This window comes from Arcicella sp. BE140 (genome assembly GCF_031456255.1).
Classification (GTDB): Bacteria; Bacteroidota; Bacteroidia; order Cytophagales; family Spirosomataceae; genus Arcicella; species Arcicella aquatica.
The window spans coordinates 94,041-120,166 of sequence record NZ_JAVDUE010000010.1 but is presented as its reverse complement, the minus strand read 5'-3'; the positions used below and the strand labels follow the sequence as shown (position 1 = coordinate 120,166).

The following is a 26,126-nucleotide window of genomic DNA, read 5'->3' as shown; positions in this document are numbered from 1 at the left end:
TCATATTTACCCTCTCCTAAAAGTTTAGATTGCCAAACTAATGCCATGAGTGAAAAACAAGAAATCATCCCCCTTCAAAATACGGAAGTATATATTTTATCAATATTGCAAAAGGCAGTTTTGATTTGGAAGAATTATAACTATTGCCTGTAAATGCTACCACCAAGGCTAGGTCTGGTATTACCATAATATATTGCCCACCGTTGCCTGATGCAAATATTACATTATGCCTGATTTTATCAGTTCTTATTTCTTCATTATACCAAGTATAGCCATAAAAGGTAGGTTGAGGTATAGCAGATTTAGCTTTTGAGATACTTACGTTTGAGAAATTTTCAATCTTAGTAATTGGCTGGGTAGCCTCTTTTATCCATTTTTCAGAAACAATCCTTTTGCCTTTGTACATCCCTTTGTTCAATACCAATTCTCCAATTTTAGCCATATCAGACGGCAAAATATAAAATGACCCTGCGGTCATGCCATGTCCAGATGGGTCTTTTGTCCAACGATAATTTTTAATGCCTAAAGGCTGAAAAAGAAATTTGTCAGCAAATGCTAAAATAGACATTTTTGAGGCATTGGCAACAATACCACCGAGTATCATGGTATTGCATGACGTATATGCCCAATGCGTCCCAGAAGGATGTGACATGGGTAAATCAAGCGAAAACTTTACCCAATCTTTAGTCTCCGCCATTTCATCCTCACAATCTTTAGCACCATCCCATTCTTCACAATCAAACCCAGATTTCATTGCTAAGAGGTGCTGAACTGTCATACCGTCTTTTCGACTGTCCCAGTTTTTAAAATCTTTATATTCAGGGAAAAATGAATAAACTTTTTCATTGACACTCTTTATATAGCCTTTGTCTATGGCAATGCCTACAAGTAGTCCTGTGATAGATTTGAAAGACGAGCGAGTATCATGTAAGCTAGACTGCGTCAATCCATTAAAATATTTTTCATAGATTAATTTCCCTTTTTGCGAAACCACTATACCATCAATATTAGGATATGCCCCGTGTTCAATAGCGATAGTAAGACTATCCAAAAGCGTTTTGTTTACCTGAGAAAAGGATGAAATTGAAGTAAAAGAAATGATTAAACAGATGAATAAGATGTTTTTTTTCATAGTGATGATAGATAAGGTTCAGTTTACTCAAATCTACCAAAGAATCAAAAGTATTCAAATGTTTGTAGGGTAAAATAAATTCGCTAACACGAGGCTAAGAGGAATTAACAGGATGCTTCTACCGACAACCATTATCACTAGCGGGTGACTTAAGTCACCCGCTAGTGATAATGGTTGAAAGCTCGATTTGAAGGGTTATTTGGCCAATAATTGCATATTATTTTAACTTTTAAGAATGTTTAAAAGAATGCTATAATCCACTCCATCAATCACAAAAAAAGCGGTCTAAAAACTAATTTAGACCGCTTCTTTGTGATTGATGCAAAACGAATTCCTACTGTTTGAGCGATAGCGAGTTTAGGAATTCTTGATTTTTTTGCGGCCGCCGCTGCGGTTACTTTTTGCATCAAGGCAAAAAGTAAGGACGAGAACAAATCAAAAAACTCTAAAATCTTCTAAAACTCGCTATTTCAGTGAAAATTCGGTATAATTAATGAATTTGAACCAACCCATCAATACAATACCCAAGTATCCTTAGACCCCCCACCTTGCGATGAATTAACCACCAATGAACCTTTGCGCAATGCTACACGAGTCAATCCACCTGGAATAACTTTTACACCGTCTCCATAAAGAATGTATGGACGTAAGTCAACGTGTCTGCCTTCTGAATGATCATCAATCAAACAAGGTACTCTCGACAGTGAAATTGTAGGTTGAGCAATGTAATTTCTAGGATTTGCTTTGATACGTGCTTTAAATATTTCTTGTTCTGCTTTCGTAGATTTAGGACCGATTAACATACCATATCCACCTGCTTCGTTAGCTTCTTTTACTACCAGTTTCTCAATATTTTCTAATACATACTTACAATCATCTTCTTCACCACAAATAAAGGTTTCCACATTCGGGATGATAGGGTCTTCGCCTAAATAATATTTGATGATTCTTGGTACATACGCATAAATTACTTTGTCATCTGCCACGCCTGTTCCTGGGGCATTTGCTAAGGCAATTCTACCTTTTTTATACACATCAAAAATACCTGGAATACCAATTAAAGAATCTGGATTGAAAGCCTTAGGGTCTAAGAAAGTATCGTCAATTCTGCGATAAATAACATCTACAATCTGGAATCCCTTAGTAGTACGCATTTTTACATAACCATCATGCACTACTAAATCTCGTGAATCAACTAATTCAACACCCATTTGTTGAGCCAAATAAGAATGCTCAAAATAAGCTGAATTATAAATACCCGGAGTCAGTACACAAACCGTAGGGTTTGGTCTGTCACTGATGTGTTGTAACATCTGCAACAATTTGTTTGGATAATCTGAGATTGACTGTACTCTGGTTTTTCCTAATACTTCTGGGAAGGTACGTTTTAGCAGTTCTCTGTTTTCGAGCATATAAGAAACACCCGACGGACAGCGGAGGTTGTCTTCCAAAACCATAAACTTACCATCGTCGCCACGAATCAAATCTGTTCCCGTAATGTGGATATAAATGCCTTTTGGTGGACGAATACCCACACAAGGACGTAAAAAATCTTTTGAAGTTTCAATCAATTCACGGGGAACGATGCCGTCTTTCAATATTTTTTGGTCATGATAAATATCATCCAAAAACATATTCAATGCCGTAATGCGTTGTATCAAACCTTTCTCGGTTTTTTTCCAGTCATCAGCTTCTATTACTCGGGGGATAATATCAACAGGCATGATGCGTTCTGTTCCTTCATTTTCCGAGTAAACATTGAAAGTAATACCCATTGCCATTAAAGAGCGTTCTGCTGCTTGGTGGCGACGAATAAACTCGTCAATCTTTAACTGTTCTACCCGTTCCTTGAATGCTTCGTACCCCATACGCACATTACCTTGTGCATCAAACATTTCATCGAAGAAGCCTTCGGTTTGGTAGTTGTCAAAACTAAAATTCATAGGCTTTTGATAATTTATTAGTTGTTATTACCCTAATTTAAAAAAATAATACTGCGTGTCAAAATTGTTTTCCCAAAGAAAATTCTGAAAATGATAAATATCACGAAATATGTTAAAAAATGAGTAAAATTACTTACCAATTTTCATGCTAAGTTACTCTTTGAACTTACTAATCAAGCAATCCGTTGCATAAAATATAGTATTTTAAAGAAATGAAACGGAAAGAGTTTATAAAAGCCTCTGTAGGGGTACTAACCATGTCAGCATTAGGAACATTAAAAGCATTTTCAGATCAGCTATCCAAACAAGAACAAAAAACGCCATTGTATTTCATTGGTCATGGCTCGCCGATGAATGGCATCGAAAATAATCAATTTAGTCAACAATGGGCAAGTTTGGCCAATGATTTTCCAGAGCCTACCGCAGTAATTGTTATTTCGGCACATTGGCTTACAAGAGGTACTTTTGTGACGGCAATGGAAAAGCCCAGAACCATTCATGATTTTGGTGGATTCCCGCAAGCACTGTTTGATGTGCAATATCCTGCCAAAGGTAGTTTGGCCGTAGCAGAAGAAACAAAAAAACTGATTACAAAAACGGAGGTGCATTTAGACCATGAATGGGGCTTAGATCATGGCACGTGGACGATTATTCGTCATATTTATCCAAAAGCCAATATTCCAGTCTTGCAATTAAGCATTGATTATCACCAGTCGCCACAGTATCATTATGAATTGGCACAGGAATTGGCAGTTTTGCGTCGTAAAGGCGTATTGATTATAGGTAGTGGCAACATGGTACATAATTTACGCATGGTAGATTTTCGGAGAATAGACGGGGCTTATGGCTATGACTGGACGATAGAAATGAATGAGAAATTCAAAAAGAATATTGCCGAGAACAATCATAAACCTTTAATAAATTATGAAAGTATGGGCGAGGCTGCTAAATTGGCGATTCCAACGCCAGACCATTACTATCCATTATTGTATATTTTAGGGATGCAAGAAAAGAACGAGGAAGTAAGTTTCTTTAATGATGTGCCTGTGGGTGGTTCTTTAACGATGACTTCTGTAAAAATTGCTTAACTTAAGTAGTGATTAGTAAATAGTGATTGGTGATTAGATTAGTATCTCAAATTGCTTACATAATAAATGATTGACAAAGCCCAATATTCCTTTTTAATTAAACAAAAAGCCAAAGAATTGGGCTTTGATTATTGTGGTATTTCAGCAGCAGGGTTTTTGGAGGAGGAAGCTCCTAGACTAGAAAATTGGTTAAAAGCCAATCAGCATGGCAAGATGCAGTACATGGAAAACCATTTTGATAAAAGGCTAGACCCACGACTGTTAGTGGATGATGCCAAGTCGGTGGTTTCGTTGCTCTTTAATTATTACCCTGCCGAAAGACTTCCCGAAGGTGTAAATGATTTAAAACTATCTAAATATGCTTATGGTAAAGACTATCATTTTGTGGTAAAAGAGAAACTACAAACTTTTTTAGCCTATATTCAAGAGGAAATTGGGGAAGTAGGAGGAAGGGCTTTTGTAGACTCTGCCCCCGTCATGGATAAGGCTTGGGCAAAAAAAGGGGGCATAGGGTGGATAGGTAAAAACAGTAATATTATCAATAAAAACCAAGGCAGTTTCTTTTTTATCGCCGAACTGATTTTGGATTTACCGTTAGAACCTGACGGTCCCGTAAAAGACTATTGTGGTACTTGTACACGTTGTATAGATGCTTGTCCGACGGATGCCATTGTCGAACCTTATGTAGTAGACGGCTCGAAATGTATCAGCTATTATACCATTGAACTAAAGGAGGCAATACCCTTAGAGGTACAAAATAAATTTGAAAACTGGTTTTTTGGTTGTGATATTTGTCAGGATGTTTGTCCTTGGAATCGTTTTTCAAAACCACACCAAGAACCGCAATTTAACCTTCATCCCGACTTAGCTAATTTTACTAAAAGCGATTGGGAAGAAATCACCGAAGAAGTATTTCAAACCATCTTTAAAAAGTCACCATTGAAAAGAACAAAGTATGCAGGACTAAAAAGAAACATAGAATTTTTAAAGTAATTGTATTAGTTTTGAGCTATAAGCAATGAGTAATGAGCTTTAGACTTTGGTTTTCGATTAATGTCATGAGCATTAGATTTAAAGGCTATTGATTAGCCGCATTTTTTAAGAGTCTTAAAAGTTAGCATAAATATGTAATTATTGATTTAAATGGTGTAGAATAACCCTTCAAATCAAGCTTTCAATCCTTATCACTAGCGGGTGACTTAAGTCACCCGCTAGTGATAAGGATTGAATATCAGTCATTTATAAACTTTTGAGTGATAAGGTAGGATTTAATAGAAAGAAAAAACGCTCATAGCTCATAGCTCATAGCTCATAGCTCATAGCTCAACAACTAAACAACAATAACTATGAATCAAGAGATTATTAACCTTTTTGACGAGTACACGCACAAACCTCTTACGCGTGAAGATTTCCTTAAACGTCTAGTTAAACTGACGGGCAGTACGGTAGCCGCCATGTCGGTATTACCGCTACTAGAAGTAAATTATGCTCACGCAGCTACTATCCCTGAAAACGACGAAGATATCGAAACATCAGATATTACTTACGAAGGTGATGGCTGTACGATGAAAGCCTATTTAGCTCAACCGAAGAAAATCAAAGGAAAAATAGGCTCAGTGATTGTCATTCATGAGAATCGCGGACTCAATCCACATACCAAAGATGTTGCCCGCAGAGTAGCCAAAGCAGGCTATTATGCTTTGGCAGTAGATGCCCTTTCGCCTTTAGGAGGAACACCCGAAAACGAAGATGAAGCACGTAATTTATTCAGTAAATTAGATGCTGCTAAAAATACCAATAACTTTTTAAAAGGCTTTGATTATCTAAAGGCTTTACCAAAAAGCAATGGCAAAACTAGCTGCGTAGGTTTTTGTTGGGGCGGAGGATTAGCTAATCAATTAGCAGTGAACTCACCAACATTAAATTCAGCAGTTGCTTATTATGGTCGCCAACCAGAAGCGGTTGATGTACCAAAAATAAAAGCCAAATTATTATTACATTACGGCGGACTAGACGAGCGTATCAACGCAGGCATTCCAGCCTATGAAACAGCCCTAAAAGCAGCAGGAACGAAATACGAATTATACGTTTACGAAGGCGCACAACACGCATTCAACAACGACACAGCACCCACCCGCTACAACGCAGAAGTAGCCAAAAAAGCATGGGACGCTACATTGAGAGTATTCAAAGAAACAATTTCGTAGATAGCTGTGAGCTTTGAGCAATAAGCTGTGAGCTATCAGCTTTCGGTTATTGGCTTATTTTATTTAAGACGTTCTCTTTTTGCATTTGCGTCAGCATTTAATGAAATTCCGCTGTTTGAGCGAAGCGAGTTTCGGAATTTCTTGACTTTCTTTTGTTACTTTTCTTGTGTCAAGACAAGAAAAGTAAGGACGCTAAGAATCGAAAATCTTGTTTTAAGATAAAGAAAATTTCGTTTTAACACAAAATTAAAATAACATATTTTATCCAAGTATCAATTATAGAAAATTGACTTATTTACACAATCTCAGCAACATGACTTTTGAAGAATTAACACAAAAAATCACCAATTTGGCAGCTGCCAAAGGAGGACTAGGCTCATCTATTAAATTTGCAACCGATGCAGGAAGTATTTTTATCAGTGGAGATGGAAAAGTAAGCAATGTCGACGAAGCCGCAGATTGTACTATTGGCGTAAGCCTAAAAGATTTACAAGGCTTAATGACAGGCGATTTAAATCCGATGACAGCCTTTATGTTTGGCAAACTAAAAATCAGTGGTGATATGGGTATTGCCATGAAATTGAAGGATTTGTTTTAAATTTGTAGCACGATTTGGTACGAGGCGGCGTCTCGCTATCGTTACCGAACTCATTCAATCCACGATTGCGGGACGTCGCAAAATCAAATCGTGTTACAAATTCATGTTTAATCAAGATACAATTTGTGCCTTAGCCACTCCGCAAGGCATTGGAGCCATTGGGGTAATTCGTGTTTCTGGCCCAGAAACCTTCCCGATTGTCAATAAAATATTCAAAGGTAAAAACCTAGAAAAACAACTTTCGCATACCATCCATTTCGGTACCATCAGAGACAACGACAACATTGTTGACGAAGTATTGGTATCGCTTTTCAAAGCCCCCTCATCTTATACCCGTGAAGATACCATAGAAATATCTTGTCATGGTTCGGACTTTATTATCCAAAAAATCCTTAAACTGTTATTGCGTGAGGGCGCTAGACTGGCCAATCCGGGTGAATACACACAACGTGCATTCCTCAACGGACAGTTAGACCTTGCCCAAGCCGAAGCTGTTGCCGATTTGATTGCCTCAGATTCGGAAGCTTCGCATCAGACAGCCATCAATCAAATCAGAGGAGGATTTTCAAAACAAATCGCACAACTCAGAGAAGCCCTCATTCATTTTGCGTCTTTGATAGAACTAGAATTAGACTTTGGCGAAGAAGACGTAGAATTTGCCGACCGTGACGATTTACGTCAATTAATCTTTAAGATTCAGAAAGTACTGATTCCATTGATTGATAGTTTCGAGATGGGCAATGTTATCAAAAATGGCGTGCCGACAGTTATTGCAGGGAAACCAAATGCAGGAAAGTCGACACTATTGAATCGTTTATTAAACGAAGAAAAAGCCATCGTATCAGACATTGCAGGAACTACCCGTGATGTGATTGAAGACGAGCTTTTTATAGAAGGCATCCGATTCCGATTGATAGATACCGCAGGGTTACGCAAAACTACTGATACCATCGAGGCCATTGGTGTAGAGCGTACGTTACAACAAATGGACAAAGCCAGTTTGATTGTCTATTTATTTGATGCTTCAGAAATACAGCTTTCAGAAATTGCCCAGCAGATTTCGGAATTCAATGCACCTTATCTATTAGTAGGCAATAAAGTAGATAAATTATCGCCTGATAAAAAATCAGCTTTTGATACCACCTATCCAGACATTCTTTGGATTTCAGCATCTGAGAACAAAAACATAGATACTTTAAAAGATACGTTGGTTAGAAAAGTAAAAACCAGAGAAATAAAATCAGGGGATACTGTAGTGACCAACCTCCGCCACTACCAACATTTATTACAAACCAACGGAGCCTTAGAAAACGTTTTACAAGGCCTAGACCAAAGCATCACAGGCGATTTCCTAGCCCAAGACATTCGTTTTGCCCTACACCACCTAGGCGAAATAACAGGTCAAATCACTACGGATGATTTACTAGCAAATATTTTTTCTAAGTTTTGTATTGGGAAGTAAGCGAAGGTTATTAAGTGAGCATAGAACGCATGGCATTACTTCGAGTCATGCCGTGAGTAAAAGATAATACAAAAGTTCCGCCCTTGTTGGTGAACAAACACCACCTAGGCGAAAATTTAGTTATATTTACCCCAAATGCACATTATTATAATGATGAAAATAAATACTGGGACTTAAAGAAATTCTTTACCCAAAATTTTGCCTGTGTTATATTTAATGTAAATGATATTATAATTATGGAAGATTTTAATAAAACTATTAAAGATATCATCAAATTTAGAGATGAAAGAGATTGGGAACAATTTCATAATTCTAAAGATTTAGCTATTGCTCTATCTATAGAAGCCTCTGAGCTTTTAGAATTATTTCTGTGGAAAAATAATGAAGATTGTAATATAGACAAGCTTAAGGAAGAATTAGCAGATGTATTGATGTATGCCTTTTTATTAGCCAATAAGCATGATTTAGATATTAATAAAATTATACAGGATAAGATACAAAAAAATGCTGAAAAGTATCCAGTAGGTAAGGCAAAGGGTAATGCAACTAAATACAACGAATTGTAGATGAATTTTTCAATTAAGCAATATTCTTTTGATAGTAATTTAGAGACTAAGTTGATTAATAATCATCGTAAATTTGTTAACTGGCCTCTTGTATATTTATTAAAAGAAAACAGTACTAAAGAAGCTTATGTTGGAGAAACAACAGATGTTTTAACTCGTCTAAAAACACATTATAAGACAGAAAGAAAGCAAAATTTAAGTTGTGTGAACTTAATATTGAGCGAATTATTCAATAAATCAGCTACTCTTGATCTTGAGTCAAATTTAATTAAATATATATCTGCCGATGGTCAATATTCACTACAAAATGCAAATTTAGGTATTTCAAATCATGAATTTTACCAACAAAAAGAAGTTTACTGGGAGTTGTTTAAAGAAATTTGGGATGAACTACGCGGTATGGGAATTGCTCGACATTCTTTAGCCCATATTGATAATTCAGATTTGTTTAAATATTCACCCTATAAATCACTTTCTAAAGAACAAATTAAAGGATTAAAAACAATCTTACATTGTCTTTTAGATAATCAAACCAAGGTTAGTTTAATTCAGGGAGGTGCAGGCACAGGAAAATCTATTTTAGCCATTTTTCTTTTTAAGATGCTAAAAACAGATTTAGAAGATTTTAATTATTCAGATTTTGATGAGGAAGATGAAGAATTGTTTGTTTTATTAAAAAAAATAAAAAAACAATATGGCAATTTAAATATGGCTTTGGTGATACCAATGGCATCATTTAGACAAACTATTTCAAGTGTTTTCAAAAATATCAAAGGGTTATCAAGTAAAATGGTAATTGGCCCTTCTGAAATAGTAAAACAAAAGTATGATTTACTCATTGTAGATGAAGGGCATAGATTGAGAAGAAGAGTAAATTTAGGGTCATATTTTGGCATATTTGATAAAAATTGTAAGGCATTAAAGCTAGATGAAAAGACGTGTTCAGAATTGGATTGGGTACAATTACAAAGTGAAAAATCAATAATATTTTATGATCAATTCCAATCTATCAAACCCTCTGATGCAACTAAAGAGAGCTTTTATGCTTTAAAACAACTTTCTACTACTCGGAATGAAAAATTAAGTACTCAATTTAGGGTTAAAGGTGGTAATCAATATGTTGAATTGATTCATCAGTTATTTGATAATATTTATGAACCTAAAAATAAGCAACTTAAGATAGGTAAATATGATTTCAAATTGTTTAACAATTTGGATGAAATGGTTAATGAAATCCACAAGAAGGAAAAGAAATGTGGTTTATCTCGGATGGTTGCAGGTTTTGCTTGGGAATGGATATCTAGAAGCGATAAAACACTGTTTGACATCCAAATTGAAAATACATCATTACAATGGAATAGTACCGATAAAGATTGGGTAAACTCTATCAACGCTATTAATGAAGTTGGCTGTATTCATACAACCCAAGGTTATGATTTAAATTATACAGGAGTAATTATTGGCCCCGAATTAGACTATGATTTTATAAAAAATGAATTTGTAGTTTATAAAGAAAATTATAAAGATAAGAATGGTAAAAACTCTATTAAAGACCCAAAGGTATTGCTTGATTATATTATTAATATCTATAAAACGATCCTATTAAGAGGTATTGAAGGGACTTACATTTATGTATGCAATCCAAACTTACGGAAGTACTTCTCAGAAATAATTCCTGTATATAAAATAGATAGAGATATAAAACCTTTATTCAAATTTTTAGATGTTCCCAACAATAAAACTGTTCCATATTATGATTTGGAAATTGCAGCGGGAAGTTTTTCTGAACAACAACCTGTAAAGGATATTAAATATATTGAGCTAACAGATATTAATCAAAATGAGCAGTATTTTGTATGTAAAGTTGTAGGAGAATCTATGAATAAAATCATTCCTAATGGTAGTCTTTGTTTGTTTAAAAAATATTTAGGAGGGAGCCGAAATGGATTGATTACTTTAGTTGAAGGAAATGATATTTTCGATAGTGAGTTAGGGTCAAATTATACTATTAAAGAATATTTAAGTAAAAAAACTGTAGATGAAGATGGTTGGCAACATGAAGAAATTATTCTAAAACCATTGTCTGACGATTCATTTGAACCAATTGTATTAAGGAATGAAGAAAGTATGAGTTTTAAAGTGATTGGAATTTTTGTAAAAGTATTAAAATAACTTCTTATAGGTTGATTAACTCCCAAACGGCAATTCCACAAAAAACTCCGTCCCCTGATCTGGTTCGCTTTTTAGCCAAATTTTACCATGATGGGCTTCAATAATTTGTTTACTGATATACAACCCTAATCCAAATGGCTGTTCGCCTCCTGTTCCTTTTCGCCTAGCCGAAGTAAAAGGGTCAAATACTTTATCCTGCATTTTTAGGGGTATGCCTATTCCTGCATCTTTTACAGTAGTAATTGTTCCACTTTCAGATACTTTTGTATTGATATAAATATTGCTACCTACGGGGCTAAATTTGATGGCATTCCCTACCAGATTATTAATCACTCTTGAGATTTTCTCTCTGTCAATATTCATTTTAATATTCGTATCCGTATTAAAAATCAATTGCTGACGCTTATCTTTTGCCTTAAAGCGGAGTAATTGCACACATTCATTCAGTAAGCCATCAAAGGATGTTTCTTCTTTATGAATGTCATGCTTTTGTTCAAAGTCAGTTTTTAATAAATCATTGATTAAGTTTAGGCTATTGTTGATAGACGTCTGTATTAGCTCTATTAGCTCGCTATCGTCTTCATCCATTTCTTTTTCGGCGAGCATCGAAGTCATCGCACCAACCGCACCAATTGGATTTCGGAGGTCATGTGCCACAATTTTGATAAGGCGTGCATAGTTTTTATTCATCGTCTCTAAATCATGCATCGTTACTTCTGCATGCTGAAACTGTAGCCTGAGGGCCTCTCTGGACTTTTGTGTACTCTTCCAACTACGCCATAATATAATCATCATCACGATAGCCATCACACTGATTACGATGGCTAATATCAATAGCCTAGATTGGTACTTTGCCAACAGATTTGATGATTCTAGCTGTTGCTCTTTGGCTGCAAAATCTTGATAGTCAATGCCAAATAGGTTTTCTTGTGCATCTATTTTGTCATTGATTTCTTGGTATTGCTTGCTAAATAAATAGGCATTATAATAATCTTTTAGTTCAGCATAAGCAGCAGCTAATTTTCTAGCGAGTAGCTCACTATCAACTAAATAGCCTTTCTGAATCGCAATGGTAAGCCCTTGTTTATAGTATTGAATGGCCGTTAACTTATCCCGTTGATACATCTGGTCACCCATATCAGTCAAGATAATGACGGAGACATTCGAGAGATTATTTTTTAACGCATCGGCATTAGCCTGTTTTAATAAAGCCATGCCTTTATCAAACTGATTATTTTTAATATAATTATCAGCCGTCAATTGGTCATACGCCAACAGTATACGTTTGTCTTTATATTTTGCAGCAATGTTTCTGCCTTTGTTAAGGTAATAGTCGAGCGAGTCTTTACTGAATTTATTGGGATACTTAATGATGTAGTTATAGATAACCAATGAAAAAATAGAATCATGACTTATTTTTTTGCCCAATTCCAGTGCCAAATTATAGTTAGTAGACGACTTCTTTTCTCGTCCCATTACCTCGTAAAGAATGGCGATATTCATTAATGTTTGGACAATATTGGAAGAATCTTGAAGTTTTCTATAATGAATATTCCCTTCATTAAAATAGCGTAATCCTAGCTGTATATTCCCCTTGATAAAATAAAAAATACCAAGGTTATTCAATACATCCGCTTGACCTTTTGCATACTTTAACCTATTGGCTATTTCACTAGCCTTTTTGGTGTAGTAAAACGTACTATCGATGTTTTTTTCATACAACAACGTAGCAATCCTATTCAATGTGTTTACATATCTTAAACTATCACTTATCGTAGGCAAAGATTTTTGTAGCTTCAAGAGTTCATTAGATTGTCCGTGGCAATGCAGACAGAAAGGAAAAATAAACACTAAGAGTGCTGTATTTATTTTTATATTAAAATAACATTTTAAGTGCATAATTTTTCATACAATTTATACTTATGAAACAAGGTTTAATAATTTTAAACAAGGTTGAGAACCACGATAAGTTTCATTAAAATAGTATTATATAATATGGATTTTGCATGAAATTTAACATATACGTTAATGTACTCAAATATATTATTTTTCGTGATTCAAACAGACATTCGGTATAAATAATTGATAAATACTCGGAATTTTAGTCCCTTGCTATTATTCTTAAAGCAAAATAGTATTAGTAGAAACTACCCAATTCAATGTTTGAGCGAAAATCCTCTTAGCTTGTTGTTACTATACCCTAAGGAACAGGAAGGAAGAATCACTAAATCGTGTCAAGTTGCAGCCTTATTATGATGCGGATGGTTTATCCATAAATATTTAACATGAAAAAACTGATTCTAATACTGGCGTGTTCGCTTTTGGGATGCACGCAAATGGTAGCACAAAAAACAGCTAAAGCTACTTTCCCTGATGGTAGCCCAATATCGAGCTGGTTTACAACTAACAAAAAAGTAACGCTTGCACAGCTTGGCAAAGCGTATGTGATTACCGATTTTGGCGTTAAGCAAGATAGTACGCTCGTACAAACAGAGCTTATCCAGCAAACAATTGATTTAGCAGCCCAAAAGGGCGGAGGTGTAATCATCATTCCTAAAGGCACATTTATGAGTGGCGCTTTGTTTTTCAAGCCCAAAACCCATTTGTATGTATCTGAAGGAGCAGTATTAAAAGGGTCAGATAATATCGCTGATTATCCTAAACTGCCTTCAAGAATGGAAGGACAAAGTTTAGATTATTTTACAGCCTTGGTAAATGCTTATCAAGTAGATGGGTTTACCATTTCAGGGAAAGGAACGATTGACGGCAATGGCTTACACTACTGGGAGGCTTTCTGGGCTAGACGTAAAGAGAACCCTAATTGTACTAACTTAGAAGTTTCTCGCCCTCGACTGGTATTCATCTGGAAATCTAATAATGTACAGGTACAAGATGTAAAACTGCATAATTCTGGTTTCTGGACGAGCCACTATTATCAATGCAATAATGTGAAAGTATTAGATGTTCATATTTTCTCACCCTATAAGCCCGTAAAAGCCCCAAGTACGGATGCCATCGATATTGATGTTTGCAATAATGTGCTTATCAAAGGCTGTTATATGTCGGTGAATGATGATGCCATTGCATTGAAAGGTGGCAAAGGCCCGTGGGCTGACCGTGTACCAAACAACGGTGCCAACACAAATATCATCATAGAAGATTGCGAGTTTGGTTTTTGTCATTCGGCACTTACCTGTGGGAGCGAGGCTATCCACAACCGCAATATCATCATGCGAAATTGTCATGTCAGTGAAGCCACACGCATATTATGGCTAAAGATGCGACCAGACACGCCACAGCTTTATGAATATATCAGTCTAGAGAATATCGAAGGACAAGCCCATAGTTTGTTGTTTGTAAAACCTTGGAAACAATTTTTTGATTTACAAGGGCGTAAAGATGTTCCGCTCTCGTATTCAGACCATGTGAGCTTGAAAAATATAGAAGTAAAATGTGATATTTTCTACGACGTAGCTATTTCGGAATACGATAAGTTATCGAACTTTAGTTTTGAAAACTTTACCGTAGAAAGTAAAAATGCTTCGATTGACAAAAGCGTAGTGAAAGGCTTTACATTGAAAAATGTAAAGGTGAATAATAAGATGATTGAGTAGTTTTTACGCTTAAGTTGTTGCTCTAGGCGATTCCGTAAAAACACCAACAAAGGCAGAATTCTAACGTCTTTATTCCTAGCGAGGGACTTAAGTCCCTCGCTAGGAATAAAGACGTTTCTTTTTAAAAATGGCATAGTTGTTCAAGAAGCCTAAAATTGTATTTTTGTAAAAATTTAAATGTGCCTTATGAGTGTTAGCTATAGAGATTTTGTGATAAAAAGCCTTGTAACAATAGGCTTGGGTTTATTCATCGTTTTGATTGACACCTACGAATTTCTAAAAGATAGTGGTACTCAGTGGATTATTGTGGGTTTGGCATTCTTGAAAATAGCCTTTATTGTATGGCAAAGCTCAAGAATGATTTTGGAAGTTACGGTAAAAGATGCACCCTTTTATCGTTTCTTAGAGTTCATTATCATCAATGTGTTAATGGTCACTTTTTCGTTTGCAGTTGATTATTTCTGTCTTTATCATGTTAATCCTGAATGCTTTTCGGGGATTCCTGAAAAGTTATCCATCCCTGAAACACTTTTTGAATGCTTGTATTTTAGTGTGCTTAATTTTACGAATTTTGGCTATGGAGAAATCTTGCCACAAATCATTCCTGCTAAAGTATTAGTGATGCTAGAAGACCTACTGTCGTTCTTTACCATTATCATTGTTCTCTCAGATTTTGTCAGTCTAAAAGAATCTCTCTTGGAATCCGATTTGTTACAAAGAAAATTATCCAAGAAAAAAGAGGAGGAAGGGGAATAGGTGAGGAGACTATTTATAACTGTGGTCTGTGGCACACAGAATATGGCTGTAAATCCAAAACCTCTCTATTAGCGGGTGACTTAAGTCCTACTGATTACCCACATCTTTTAAAAAGTTGAAATGAAGAGGTGATTATTGATAAAATTGGTTTAAATAGGCTTAAATCGCCTTTCAAACCGAGCTTTGGTCGCCTCATTTCATAGCCTGACTACGTGAAACTCTTATCTCTAGCGAGGGACTTAAGTCCCTCGCTAGAGATAAAATTATTGATTATCAGTTATTTATACACTTGTGGGTAATCAGTAGGACTTAAGTCACCCGCTAATAGAAAAGTAAGGCATTACTTCTAATTTATCTACCATGCCCACGATGCCCCGCCCTTCCTGGTCGCCCGTGACCTCTGCCTATACCTAGTAGTCCGCCAGTATCGGTTCTTTGTAAACCATATCTAATAAAAAAGCCATAATACGTTTTAGCACTATCGTAAAACTCGTTGCTAAAATCATAGTAGCCTGTTGAGATGCCAATACCCCAATTTTTGGATAGTTGTGCAAAAATACTGTAGGATAGTTCCAACATTAAACTACCCTCGGCATCAAATACTTTGCCTGCCCCTATGGTCATTTCATTGGCAAAAATCCCATAATTGCATACATCCATCGTGATTTTACCTTCCAGAAACGTAGTGGTGTCTGGTCTAAGAGAGTTTCGACCTAGGGCAATACCTAAATCGATTACATTGAAAGATTTACCAAATTCAATAAATTGTGCTACCCTATCTCTTGTTTTACCTGCACCTGTATAAATAGATAAGGGCATGAATCTAGCATAGAAAGGAGCATTCTTGAAGTTCAATCCCAATTTGGTAGAATCTATGGTATTATTGGGAGGTAATGTAACAGTTTGAGAGACCGCTTTGATTGTAAATAGTGAAATTATAAATACTAAAATTGTAGCCTTTTTCATAATACTTATGGTTGTTTTAGAAAACAAAAGAATTAAATCTAAATACCATAAAATTATACTTACTACAAAATTTTTGTTACTTTATAATCAATTGAAAAAGGCAAAAAATGATTGAGTAGTTTACTTATCACTAGAGAGGGACTTAAGTCCCTCTCTAGTGATAAGGATTGTAGAAAGTAATTAAATTGCCTCCTCATTAGTATCATGATTAATCATCCAATCGATACCAAATTTATCCTTAAACATCCCAAAGTAAGAACCCCAAAAGGTATCTTGCAAAGGCATCGTTATTTTACCACCTTCGGTAAGGGCTTGAAACAATTTATCAGCTTCTTCTTTTGAGTCTACACTAATAGAAATAGAGAAATTTGTACCTGCACTTACATCCCCCATCGTTGTAGAGGAATCGCTACCCATTAAAATAGTCTTGCCAATGGGCAACGACATGTGCATGATTCGCTCGCCATCACTTGGTGACATTTGCTGATCTGACGGAGCGTCCTTGAATCTTCCTACATAGGGAAATTCTCCGCCAAATGCAGATTTGTAAAAATTAAAAGCTTCTTCGCAGTTGCCATTGAAGACCAAATAAGGGTTAATTGCTGCCATGTTTGTGTTTTGATTAAAATTTATTTTTCAAGAATTACTTTTAGATTTTTCAGTCCATCTTCTAAATCTTTACCTATCAATCCCTCCATATCATAAAACAGCATCATCAAATTCATCGGGTATGACATGTGTCCTTCAAAAGTCCATGAAACTTTCGTTTGGTCTGCTCCCATAGCATCAGTAGTGATGTGTGAAGGCGCTGTCGATTCAAAAGGTTCAATAAATCTTACTTCCGTATCTATTCTTTGCCCCTCTACAATTTTCAAGATTTCCTGTTCACCTTGACCAACATCAGCACTATCACTTTTCCAAGCAGATACAAAGCCTACGGTACCATCTGTCCCTCTGAATTCTTTTTTCATCGCAGGGTCCATCTTTGCCCATACGCTGTAGTCGTTTTGGTTTTTCAAGTATTTGATGTAATTAAATACCTCCGTTTTGGGCTTGTTGATTGTGATTTCCCTTACTACTACATAATCTTTTTGAGTGAATAATGCAATCAGTAAGAGCGCAGCAATAAAGATTACCACCGCTAGCAGGATTTTCTTTGCAATTTTCATATTAGTTAAATTTGAAGTTTAATGATAAAACAAATTTATGGTAATGCATTGATTTTCAAAGAGAATGGTGCGTCAATTTTAGGTTAAATTGTATCAAAGTGCTTGAATTACAGAAAATTAATAGTATTTAGGATATTTCTGGGATTAATTTAATATCAATATTGTTCAGACCATGAGATAAGAGCATAAATATCACTTAATTTGCATAAGAATTATTCAATACATTAATTATGACACAACCCACAGAAAAAATTTTTACACCCTATCAGATTTTCATGATAGCGGTTTTAGCCTTTATTCAATTTACGGTAATACTAGATTTCATGGTATTGTCGCCACTAGGGGCTATTTTAATGCCCACTTTAAAAATTACTACTTCTCAATTTGGCTTTGTTGTGTCAGCTTATGCTTTTAGTGCTGGTGCTTCTGGTTTATTGGCAGCAGGTTTTGCCGACAAATTCGATAGAAAGAAATTCCTATTATTTTTCTATGTTGGTTTTATTATCGGTACTGCCCTTTGTGCGTCGGCAACCAACTATAATTTCCTATTGTTTGCCCGAATCTTCACGGGGATTTTTGGGGGCGTAATTGGCTCAGTAGGTTTTGCGATTATCTCTGATTTATTCAAACTCGAAGTACGTGGTAGGGTAATGGGTTTTGTACAAATGGCCTTTGCGGCTAGTCAGGTATTGGGTTTACCGATTGGTCTTTTATTAGCTAATAGCTTCGACTGGCATGCTCCTTTTTGGATGATTGTTGGAGTGAGTACGGTGGTAGGAATAGTTATTTTTGTTAAAATGAAACCTGTTACCGAACACCTGAAAGTACAAAGTGATTCAAATGCATTTCAGCACCTTGCCAAAACCATTAGCGAACCTCATTATCTCAGGGCCTTCCTTGGAACGATATTACTTTCTACGGGTGGATTTATGCTAATGCCTTTTGGTAGTGCTTATGGTACCAACAATTTAGGTTTGAAATTGTCTGAACTACCTATCATGTATGGTGTTACGGGTATATTCTCTATTTTCTTTGGCCCTATGATTGGTAAACTCAGTGATAAATTGGGTAAGTTCAATACTTTTTTGATAGGCTCTATCATCAGTATCATCATGGTTGGGATTTACACACAATTAGGCATTACGCCACTTTGGGTAATTATTATATTGAACGTAATCCTTTTTACAGGGATTTCAGCACGGATGATTTCATCTTCTGCCTTGATGACGGCCATTCCTTCGATGAAGGATAGAGGTGCTTTTATGAGTATCAACTCATCGATTCAACAAATTTCTGGGGGTGTTGCCTCTTTTATCGCTGGGTTAATTGTGGTACAACAGCCTAACGGTATTTTAGACCATTATGATATATTGGGTTATACCGTAATAGGCTCGATGGTAGTTGCCATTGGCTTAATTTATTGGGTAGACCAATACGTAAGACAACGCGAAGAGAGTAAGAAATTAGAGGATATGAAAGTATAGGTTGAGTTGATGAGTTTAAGGTTTATGAGTATAGGAGTTTAAAGTTTAGCTACCAATACGTTTATCACTAGCGGGTGACTTAAGTCACCCGCTAGTGATAAGGTTTAAAATTTTACGCAATCGTCAAGCTAATCCGTGTTCTGTGGCACACAGCACACAAATATGTTCACATTAATGGTTTTATAAATCAAAATAGTCAAGTATTGTGTTCTGTATGCCACAGAACACGGATTCGACAAACCCTAAACTCATATACTTTGAACTCATAAACCCTAAACTCATATACTCCTAAACGCTAAATCATTCCCTTAGTATTCAAAAGCTCCTCCAAAGAATTACAGAAAGAAAAGACTCTATGTACCTCCCTAGCAGGTTTTGCTTTAATTTCTTCAAAACTAAGCCATTTTACTTCTTGAATAATCTGCTCTTTTAATTCAGGGTCAAAGCCCTTTTCTACCTTTCCTTTTTCAAGGTTAACTTTAAAAAATAACTCAATAGCATGAAGCGGCGTCTCGATAAATTCGCTGACAAACATAAAATGTTCGATGGAAACCTCTGTGAAAGTTTCCTCTAAAAACTCACGTTGTATCCCTTCTATTACATTTTCGCCATATTGTAAACCACCACCTGGAGGGCACCAAAAAGCTGCATTTTCAACAACGCCCTTATGGTTTATCATTAAAATTTTATCATCTTGTACACAAATACCGCATACTCTTACACGTAATTGTTCCCCATACTGCGCCATCACTTGCTCATGAACTTTATCTATCATCGCTACTTAGGTTTGTTGAAAATCGTTGTTTATAGTGGCTTTATTATGCTCAATCGTCTTGATGTATTTAATACTTCCAGCATTAAATATCTGAATAAAACCTCGTTCAGTCAAATCTTGCTCCTGATTAATACTAAATCTTTTGTTTTGGTCAATCGCTAACCAAAATTGCTGAGCATCCGTACTTTCCACTTTGTGAAAACCCAAGGTCTCATAGCTTCTTCCATCAGACCAATCTCTATCGGCATACGACATCACATCGTCCGGCTCGTGTTCGTTGATAAAAGCCTTTAGCAGTTTGTCCATTCCGCCCACCACATGATGTTTAGTGAGCGTAGCAAAGCGGAGCAATTCATAAGAACGAGTACCCGCCCGCTCACCATATTTCATCGCCCTGCCTGCACTAAACGTAGCAACTGCAATCAACAAAGGCTGATTTGGGTGCTGAATAATGGTTGGTTCAATGAATTTTTCAAGGTATTGAGCTTTCAGAAACAAGCCATATTTGAACTTTGATTTGACCGACCCCTGTAAATGGTTTGCATTTAAAAATACCTCTGCTGTCGGGCTATCAATCCTTTCTACAAAGCAATGTCTGGCATTCAAGCGTTTTGAATGTCCGCACATGGCCAAAATTCTGGCACTTACTAAGTCGGGATTACTATTCCAGACATCTTCCCAAAGGTGGATAATTCTTTGGTGTTGAGTTTGTATATCTTCAGATAAATCTTTGAAGAAATCAAGGCTTACATCCACAGTTTGAAAGGTCTGTAGTGAAATAAAATGGATGAATAATTGATGTTCAGTCAGGTAAATTACTTCAAAAGGAGAAGCTAATGTCTTTGTTTCAAAGGCTATTTGGTGATACTTTAATAAATGATAAATGGCTTCTTTCCACACAAGACTATTGTTTTGAAGTGAGATATACTTTGTCAATCATTTCCTGATATTCCGATTCCGCTTCCGAAAAAACAGTAATTCCTCCACCACTTTTAAAGATAAGCGATTGATTAGCTGTTTTTTCAATAAAGCGAATCATGACAGCGCTATCTAAATTTTCGCCATCAAAGATACCAAATACCCCTGTATAATACCCTCTCTGATAGTTCTCAGCTTCTTCGATAATCGCTAATGTTTGGGCTTTGGGTGCACCACAAATAGACCCTGCAGGTAATAATTTGAATAATAAAGTCCCGATTTGCTCATGAAAATTCTCAGGCAATTTTCCACAAATCTCGGAGCTTACTTGTAATAAATCTCCCTCAGAAGTTTGTACTTTACTAATGTATCGGAAGCGTTCTACCCACACTTTCTCTGCCACCATGCTAATGTCATTTCTGATTAAATCTACGATAGTAGCGTGTTCTGCAAGTTCCTTTTTATTCTTCAATATCCTCTCTTCGGCATTCGGAACATTCGCGGAAATTGTACCTTTCATAGGATGAGAAGAAATGATACCATCTTTTATTTTCACAAAGATTTCGGGAGAAAAAAGCACAAACTCATCATTGAAAAACAATTGATATTCGGCTGAACTACGTTCAAAAATTTCCTTTAGGTTCAAATTTACTTTGATAGGAGTAGGCTTGGTCAGGTTTACTAAAAAGCTATTTCCCCTTAACAAATGACGTTTTACAATCTCAAACGATTGTTGATAGGCTTGAAAACTAATCGGATATTTTTCTAAATAGAAAGGCTTTTCAAGCAAAGCTTTGTCAGCATTGAAATTACGTTTCGTACCGATTTTATACAAAATATCTTCTTTTTCAACTTCCTCAAGGGGCAACACAATAGGCTTTTTCATTTCATAATCAATGATGAAAAGAAAAGGTTTGCGGTCACGACCCAACAAATTCATTTGTTCAATGGCGATAGTAGCCTGATTTGGAAGTATTTGAGATTTGAAAGACAATTGAGGTTAAAGTAAATAAAACTAAGGGTTAATATATGTAATCATTTTCTATTAGGGGGGTGACTTAAGTCACCCCCTAATAGAAAATATTAACTAAACCGTGGTCTGTGGCACAGAGAACACAAAGTTAAATGTTGTTATTGATGGTTTTATCAATCAAAATACTCAAATATTGTGTTCTGTGTGCCACAGACCACGGTTTAAGAATATCTTTTTGTGAATCATTTCTATTAGCGGGTGACTTAAGTCACCCGCTAATAGAAATGATTTTAAACAGTGTTTTATGGCCTACAGGCCACGATTTAGTTGATATATTTTAAAATATCTATAATGTCTTTTTCAGTTAAGTTGGGATAAGGTGTCATTTGGGCTTGATTAAATTTATAATATAGCTCATTGGCATACTTATCACCACTTTTAATAACTTTTTGAGGATTATGAACCCATTTTACAATCCATTTCAAAGGACGTCTTTCAGAAACATCCCTTAAGCCCGGTCCAACCAAGGTTTCATCAGTGGTACTATGACAAGCAGCACAATTATTCCTGAATAACTTTTCCCCATTAATATTTTCCCCAAGATTATCATCTATTGGAGATATAGTTCCACAGAAAAATTGAGGTATAGGTTCTGGTTGAGCTTTAATCTCAAAGTAAGAATATATTACAAAGCCAAAAGTAAGTGTTGATACCAATAGTATCAATAAGCTAGTTTGTAGGGATTGTAATATAAATGTTTTCATTTGTAAATAGAACAATGAAAAAGACCTAAAAAGTTTATAAACCTTTTAGGTCTTGGAGGTTACTTTTGATTCATACATTAAGAAATAGTTATTCCTGCATTCCGCATCATTTCTTTCCCTATTTCAATTTGTTCTTTGTATTGAATATTCTGATTCCGCAGATATTCATTGAAAGCAGCTTTAAATTCTTGTTGTTCTTCTTTTGAAAGAGTGTCATAATACTTTGACCAATCTCTTTCAATAAAACTTTCAGAAAGCTTGTCGGGAGCTTCTTTGAGTTTCTGAAAATGTTGCTTGAAATCAAAATTTATCATGGCTTTATTTATTTTCAGTTTTTAAAATATCTTTTATCAAAATATTTACTTCTGTCCAGCTATCAATTAATTTATCAATTTCAATTTGACTGGCATCTCGCTCAACAGCTTTTTCTAAATCCTGTTCAATATTGGACTTGATTTCTAAAAAATATTTCAAAATCTCATCTTTCATAAACAGTTAAAAATAAGAAACAATTTCAACTTTTTCAAGAATTAACTACTAATCAACATAATACGTTATGTCTATAAGGCAGAAAGCTCATAACTCAATACTTAAAGCTTATACCTAAACAGCACTTCTACCTTTCTCAATCGCCTTCGCTAATCCAGATACATCTGAACCACCAGCCGTTGCAAAGAAAGGCTGACCACCGCCACCACCTTTTACTTCTTTAGCCATATCACGGATGATTTGCCCAGCATTCAGTCCTTTGTCAGCTACTAAATTATCTGCAATCATGACTGCTAGTTGTGGTTTGCCTGCTACTTCCGACCCTAATACACAATATAAATTATCAACCTTCGCTTTTAATTCATACGCTAATTGCTTCAAGGCATCGGCACTTGGTACTGAAATCACCTCAGCAATGACATTTACTTCGCCAACTACTTGTACTTTCGTCAACAAGTTTTCCTTGATGGCTTGTAATTTTTCACCTTCAAAGGCTTCGATTTTTTTACTTAAAACAGCTTTCTCTTCTAGCAAAGCTTTTACAGCTTTCACAACATCTGATTGCCCTTTGAATAAACCTTTCAATTCATTTACAATGGCTAATTGTTCTTCAAACATTGCCAAAGCATTCTGACCTGTGTAAGCTTCTACACGACGAACACCTGCCGAAACAGAACTCTCTGCCACGAATTTGAACAAACCGATTTGCCCAGTTGCTGGCACGTGTGTACCCCCACAAAGTTCTACCGAGAAATTAGGGTCAAACGTAATGACACGGACAAAATCACCATATTTTTCTCCAAATGTAGCCGTTGCTCCTGCGGCAACTGCTTCTTTGATAGGTACATTGCGTTTTTCATCCAAAGCAATGTTCGCTCTGATTTTAGCATTTACGATGTCTTCTATCTTCGCTAATTCTTCGTCAGTTACTTTCGAGAAATGCGAGAAGTCGAAACGAGTAAGGTCTTCGTTTTGATACGATCCTTTTTGTGAAATATGCGAACCTAATACCTCACGCATGGCCGAAAGCATTAAGTGCGTAGCCGTATGGTTTGAAGTAATTTTACTTCTACGTGCCGTATCAATTTTGGCTACTAATTTTTTACCAGTAGCATATTGTTCAACAAATTTCTCGAAGTTTTTGTCCGTAGAAATATGAATAAACAAATCGTTTTCCTTCTTAGTATCCGAAATCTTGATAGACAAATCTCCTAACTCCAACACGCCAGAATCTCCTACTTGTCCACCCATTTCTGCGTAGAAAGGTGTTTTGTCTAACACGATATGGTATTCGCTTCCTGCTTTGGTTTTTACTTTACGGTATTTGATAAGGTTTGCTTCGGCTTCTGTTTCGTCATAACCTACAAATTCAAAATCAAAATCTTCGTCTGAAACAATTGTCCAGTCGGTAGCCTCTTTCGATGAATCTTTACGAGAACGGTCTTTTTGTGCTTGTAGGGCTATTTTATAACCTTCTTCGTCGATTGATAAACCATTTTCACGAGCAATCAAGGCGGTTAAATCAGAAGGGAAACCGAAAGTATCGTTCAATTCAAACACGATTTCTCCTGCAATTCTTCCGTTTTTCTCTGTTTCAGCAATGATTTTATCCAATCTCGTCAACCCTGTTTCCAACGTACGCAAGAAAGAATTTTCTTCTTCTAAAATCACTCTTTCTACAAACTCTTGTTGAGCAATTAATTCAGGGAAAACACCATCAAATTGTTCCGCCAACAATGGAATAATGCTGTGCATAAATGGCTCACGGAAACCTAAATAGGTATAACCATAACGCACTGCACGACGCAAGATTCTACGGATTACATAACCCGCTTTGTTGTTTGAAGGCAACTGTCCGTCGGCAATCGCAAAAGCAATTGCACGGATATGGTCAGCAATTACTCTTAAAGCAATATCTTCCCACTTTGAATCACCATATTTTTTACCTGCTTTTGCCGCTACAAAATTGATGGTATTCGAGAACACGTCCGTATCATAATTCGATTGTTTGCCTTGAATCGCCATACACAAACGCTCGAAGCCCATGCCTGTATCTACGTGTTTGGCTGGCAATGAAACCAAAGAGCCATCCGCCATGCGTTCAAACTGCATGAATACGTTGTTCCAGATTTCTACCACTTGTGGGTGGTCGGCATTGACTAATTCTTTTCCAGATTTTTTGGCTACTTCGTCCGCATCACGTAAGTCGATGTGGATTTCAGAACATGGTCCACATGGACCAGTATCGCCCATTTCCCAGAAGTTATCTTTTTTGTTTCCTAAGATAATACGGTCTTCGCCTACCATTGATGCCCAAATGTCCCACGCTTCTTGGTCGAAAGGTACTCCGTCTTTTTCATCACCTTGAAACACAGAAACATAAATTCTATCTTTTGGCAATTTGAATACTTCCGTCAATAATTCCCAAGACCACGCCAAGGCTTCTTTCTTGAAGTAATCACCAAACGACCAGTTTCCCAACATTTCAAACATGGTGTGGTGATAGGTATCAAACCCAACGTCTTCTAAATCATTGTGTTTACCAGACACACGTAAACATTTTTGTGTATCGGCAATACGCTTTGACGGAGGTGTACCATTACCTAAGAAAAAGTCTTTGAACTGAGCCATCCCCGAGTTATTAAACATCAAGGTAGGGTCGTTTTTGGCAACAAGAGGAGCTGAAGGAACAATTAAGTGCCCTTTAGATTGAAAGAAGTCTAAAAACTGTTTGCGTATTTCTTTGGAAGTCATTATAAAATCGGAATTTGGTTTGTCCGAAGTAATGCTTCAGACAGTCTCTTTAAATTAACCGCAAAATTAGTGAATAGTCTTGGAGAATGTTAGTAATTCAAGAGAAAATGAAATGATATGGAAAAAATGATGGTTTTTTCGGAGCTTGAATTCCTTAAATGCTTTGATTTTACTTTTCACTGGATAATCTAATAGAAGGTAAAATAGCTGGATGTTGCTAATAGCAGGAGGCATTGGATGAATAAAAGCATGACAAAAGATGATGTGATGGTGTCTGAACTTATCATCAAGTTCCC

At 36.1% G+C, this 26,126-nt stretch carries 23 protein-coding genes; 10 read left to right on the top strand and 13 right to left on the bottom strand.

Annotated features, from left to right (window positions below):
• Positions 1 to 64 precede the first annotated feature (64 nt).
• Complete coding sequence (locus J2Y60_RS15085) at positions 65 to 1,132, bottom strand: serine hydrolase (protein ID WP_309919401.1); 1,068 nt, start codon at positions 1,130 to 1,132, stop codon at positions 65 to 67.
• 512 nt (positions 1,133 to 1,644) lie between these two features.
• Complete coding sequence (locus tag J2Y60_RS15080) at positions 1,645 to 3,075, bottom strand: circularly permuted type 2 ATP-grasp protein (protein ID WP_309919404.1); 1,431 nt, start codon at positions 3,073 to 3,075, stop codon at positions 1,645 to 1,647.
• A 212-nt stretch (positions 3,076 to 3,287) separates the two neighbouring features.
• On the opposite strand from J2Y60_RS15080, the gene ygiD reads away from it, so the two are divergent.
• From ygiD to J2Y60_RS15045, 7 genes are all read left to right on the top strand, one after another.
• Positions 3,288 to 4,163 carry a 4,5-DOPA dioxygenase extradiol gene (gene ygiD, locus J2Y60_RS15075; RefSeq protein ID WP_309919407.1) on the top strand — a complete coding sequence of 292 codons (876 nt, stop codon included), beginning with the start codon at positions 3,288 to 3,290 and terminating at the stop codon, positions 4,161 to 4,163.
• A 66-nt stretch (positions 4,164 to 4,229) separates the two neighbouring features.
• A complete protein-coding gene (queG, locus tag J2Y60_RS15070; RefSeq protein ID WP_309919410.1) occupies positions 4,230 to 5,156 on the top strand; it encodes a tRNA epoxyqueuosine(34) reductase QueG in 927 nt (308 codons plus the stop codon).
• A gap of 353 nt (positions 5,157 to 5,509) precedes the next feature.
• Complete coding sequence (locus J2Y60_RS15065) at positions 5,510 to 6,370, top strand: dienelactone hydrolase family protein (protein WP_309919413.1); 861 nt, start codon at positions 5,510 to 5,512, stop codon at positions 6,368 to 6,370.
• A gap of 313 nt (positions 6,371 to 6,683) precedes the next feature.
• Entirely contained in the window at positions 6,684 to 6,968 is a 285-nt protein-coding gene (locus J2Y60_RS15060) for an SCP2 sterol-binding domain-containing protein (protein WP_309919416.1), read from the top strand.
• A gap of 103 nt (positions 6,969 to 7,071) precedes the next feature.
• Entirely contained in the window at positions 7,072 to 8,430 is a 1,359-nt protein-coding gene (gene mnmE, locus J2Y60_RS15055; RefSeq protein ID WP_309919419.1) for a tRNA uridine-5-carboxymethylaminomethyl(34) synthesis GTPase MnmE, read from the top strand.
• An 89-nt stretch (positions 8,431 to 8,519) separates the two neighbouring features.
• Entirely contained in the window at positions 8,520 to 8,996 is a 477-nt protein-coding gene (locus J2Y60_RS15050; RefSeq protein ID WP_309919704.1) for a nucleotide pyrophosphohydrolase, read from the top strand.
• On the top strand, positions 8,997 to 11,168 hold the full coding sequence (locus J2Y60_RS15045) for a DNA/RNA helicase domain-containing protein (RefSeq protein WP_309919421.1): 2,172 nt from the start codon (positions 8,997 to 8,999) through the stop codon (positions 11,166 to 11,168). It abuts the gene before it with no gap.
• Between the two features lie 15 nt (positions 11,169 to 11,183).
• Here the strand turns inward: J2Y60_RS15045 and J2Y60_RS15040 are convergent, their stop codons facing one another.
• On the bottom strand, positions 11,184 to 12,968 hold the full coding sequence (locus tag J2Y60_RS15040; RefSeq protein WP_309919424.1) for a tetratricopeptide repeat-containing sensor histidine kinase: 1,785 nt from the start codon (positions 12,966 to 12,968) through the stop codon (positions 11,184 to 11,186).
• A 485-nt stretch (positions 12,969 to 13,453) separates the two neighbouring features.
• Between J2Y60_RS15040 and J2Y60_RS15035 the strand changes: the two genes are divergently transcribed.
• Positions 13,454 to 14,782, top strand: a complete 1,329-nt coding sequence (locus J2Y60_RS15035; RefSeq protein ID WP_309919428.1) for a glycosyl hydrolase family 28 protein — start codon at positions 13,454 to 13,456, stop codon at positions 14,780 to 14,782.
• A 186-nt stretch (positions 14,783 to 14,968) separates the two neighbouring features.
• Positions 14,969 to 15,538, top strand: coding sequence for an ion channel (locus tag J2Y60_RS15030; protein ID WP_309919431.1), 570 nt, complete (start codon positions 14,969 to 14,971; stop codon positions 15,536 to 15,538).
• Positions 15,539 to 15,889: 351 nt separating this feature from the next.
• On the opposite strand, the gene J2Y60_RS15025 is transcribed toward J2Y60_RS15030, so the two are convergent.
• The 3 genes from J2Y60_RS15025 to J2Y60_RS15015 form a co-directional block, all read right to left on the bottom strand.
• Positions 15,890 to 16,504 carry a hypothetical protein gene (locus J2Y60_RS15025; protein ID WP_309919434.1) on the bottom strand — a complete coding sequence of 205 codons (615 nt, stop codon included), beginning with the start codon at positions 16,502 to 16,504 and terminating at the stop codon, positions 15,890 to 15,892.
• A 180-nt stretch (positions 16,505 to 16,684) separates the two neighbouring features.
• Positions 16,685 to 17,113 (bottom strand): VOC family protein, encoded by a 429-nt coding sequence (locus tag J2Y60_RS15020; RefSeq protein WP_309919436.1) that lies wholly within the window; start codon positions 17,111 to 17,113, stop codon positions 16,685 to 16,687.
• Positions 17,114 to 17,133: 20 nt separating this feature from the next.
• Positions 17,134 to 17,673, bottom strand: a complete 540-nt coding sequence (locus tag J2Y60_RS15015; RefSeq protein WP_309919438.1) for an SRPBCC family protein — start codon at positions 17,671 to 17,673, stop codon at positions 17,134 to 17,136.
• A gap of 230 nt (positions 17,674 to 17,903) precedes the next feature.
• On the opposite strand from J2Y60_RS15015, the gene J2Y60_RS15010 reads away from it, so the two are divergent.
• Entirely contained in the window at positions 17,904 to 19,157 is a 1,254-nt protein-coding gene (locus J2Y60_RS15010) for an MFS transporter (RefSeq protein ID WP_309919440.1), read from the top strand.
• A gap of 295 nt (positions 19,158 to 19,452) precedes the next feature.
• Here J2Y60_RS15010 and J2Y60_RS15005 read toward each other — a convergent pair whose 3' ends face one another.
• The 7 genes from J2Y60_RS15005 to alaS form a co-directional block, all read right to left on the bottom strand.
• Positions 19,453 to 19,932 (bottom strand): NUDIX hydrolase, encoded by a 480-nt coding sequence (locus J2Y60_RS15005; protein ID WP_309919443.1) that lies wholly within the window; start codon positions 19,930 to 19,932, stop codon positions 19,453 to 19,455.
• Between the two features lie 6 nt (positions 19,933 to 19,938).
• Positions 19,939 to 20,832 carry a hypothetical protein gene (locus J2Y60_RS15000; protein WP_309919445.1) on the bottom strand — a complete coding sequence of 298 codons (894 nt, stop codon included), beginning with the start codon at positions 20,830 to 20,832 and terminating at the stop codon, positions 19,939 to 19,941.
• 4 nt (positions 20,833 to 20,836) lie between these two features.
• Positions 20,837 to 21,844 carry an aminodeoxychorismate synthase component I gene (locus J2Y60_RS14995; RefSeq protein WP_309919447.1) on the bottom strand — a complete coding sequence of 336 codons (1,008 nt, stop codon included), beginning with the start codon at positions 21,842 to 21,844 and terminating at the stop codon, positions 20,837 to 20,839.
• A 302-nt stretch (positions 21,845 to 22,146) separates the two neighbouring features.
• A complete protein-coding gene (locus J2Y60_RS14990) occupies positions 22,147 to 22,587 on the bottom strand; it encodes a cytochrome c (protein WP_309919450.1) in 441 nt (146 codons plus the stop codon).
• A 77-nt stretch (positions 22,588 to 22,664) separates the two neighbouring features.
• Entirely contained in the window at positions 22,665 to 22,901 is a 237-nt protein-coding gene (locus J2Y60_RS14985; protein WP_309919453.1) for a hypothetical protein, read from the bottom strand.
• Between the two features lie 4 nt (positions 22,902 to 22,905).
• A complete protein-coding gene (locus J2Y60_RS14980) occupies positions 22,906 to 23,076 on the bottom strand; it encodes a hypothetical protein (RefSeq protein WP_309919457.1) in 171 nt (56 codons plus the stop codon).
• 114 nt (positions 23,077 to 23,190) lie between these two features.
• Positions 23,191 to 25,830, bottom strand: a complete 2,640-nt coding sequence (gene alaS / locus J2Y60_RS14975) for an alanine--tRNA ligase (protein WP_309919459.1) — start codon at positions 25,828 to 25,830, stop codon at positions 23,191 to 23,193.
• Positions 25,831 to 26,126: the final 296 nt, after the last annotated feature.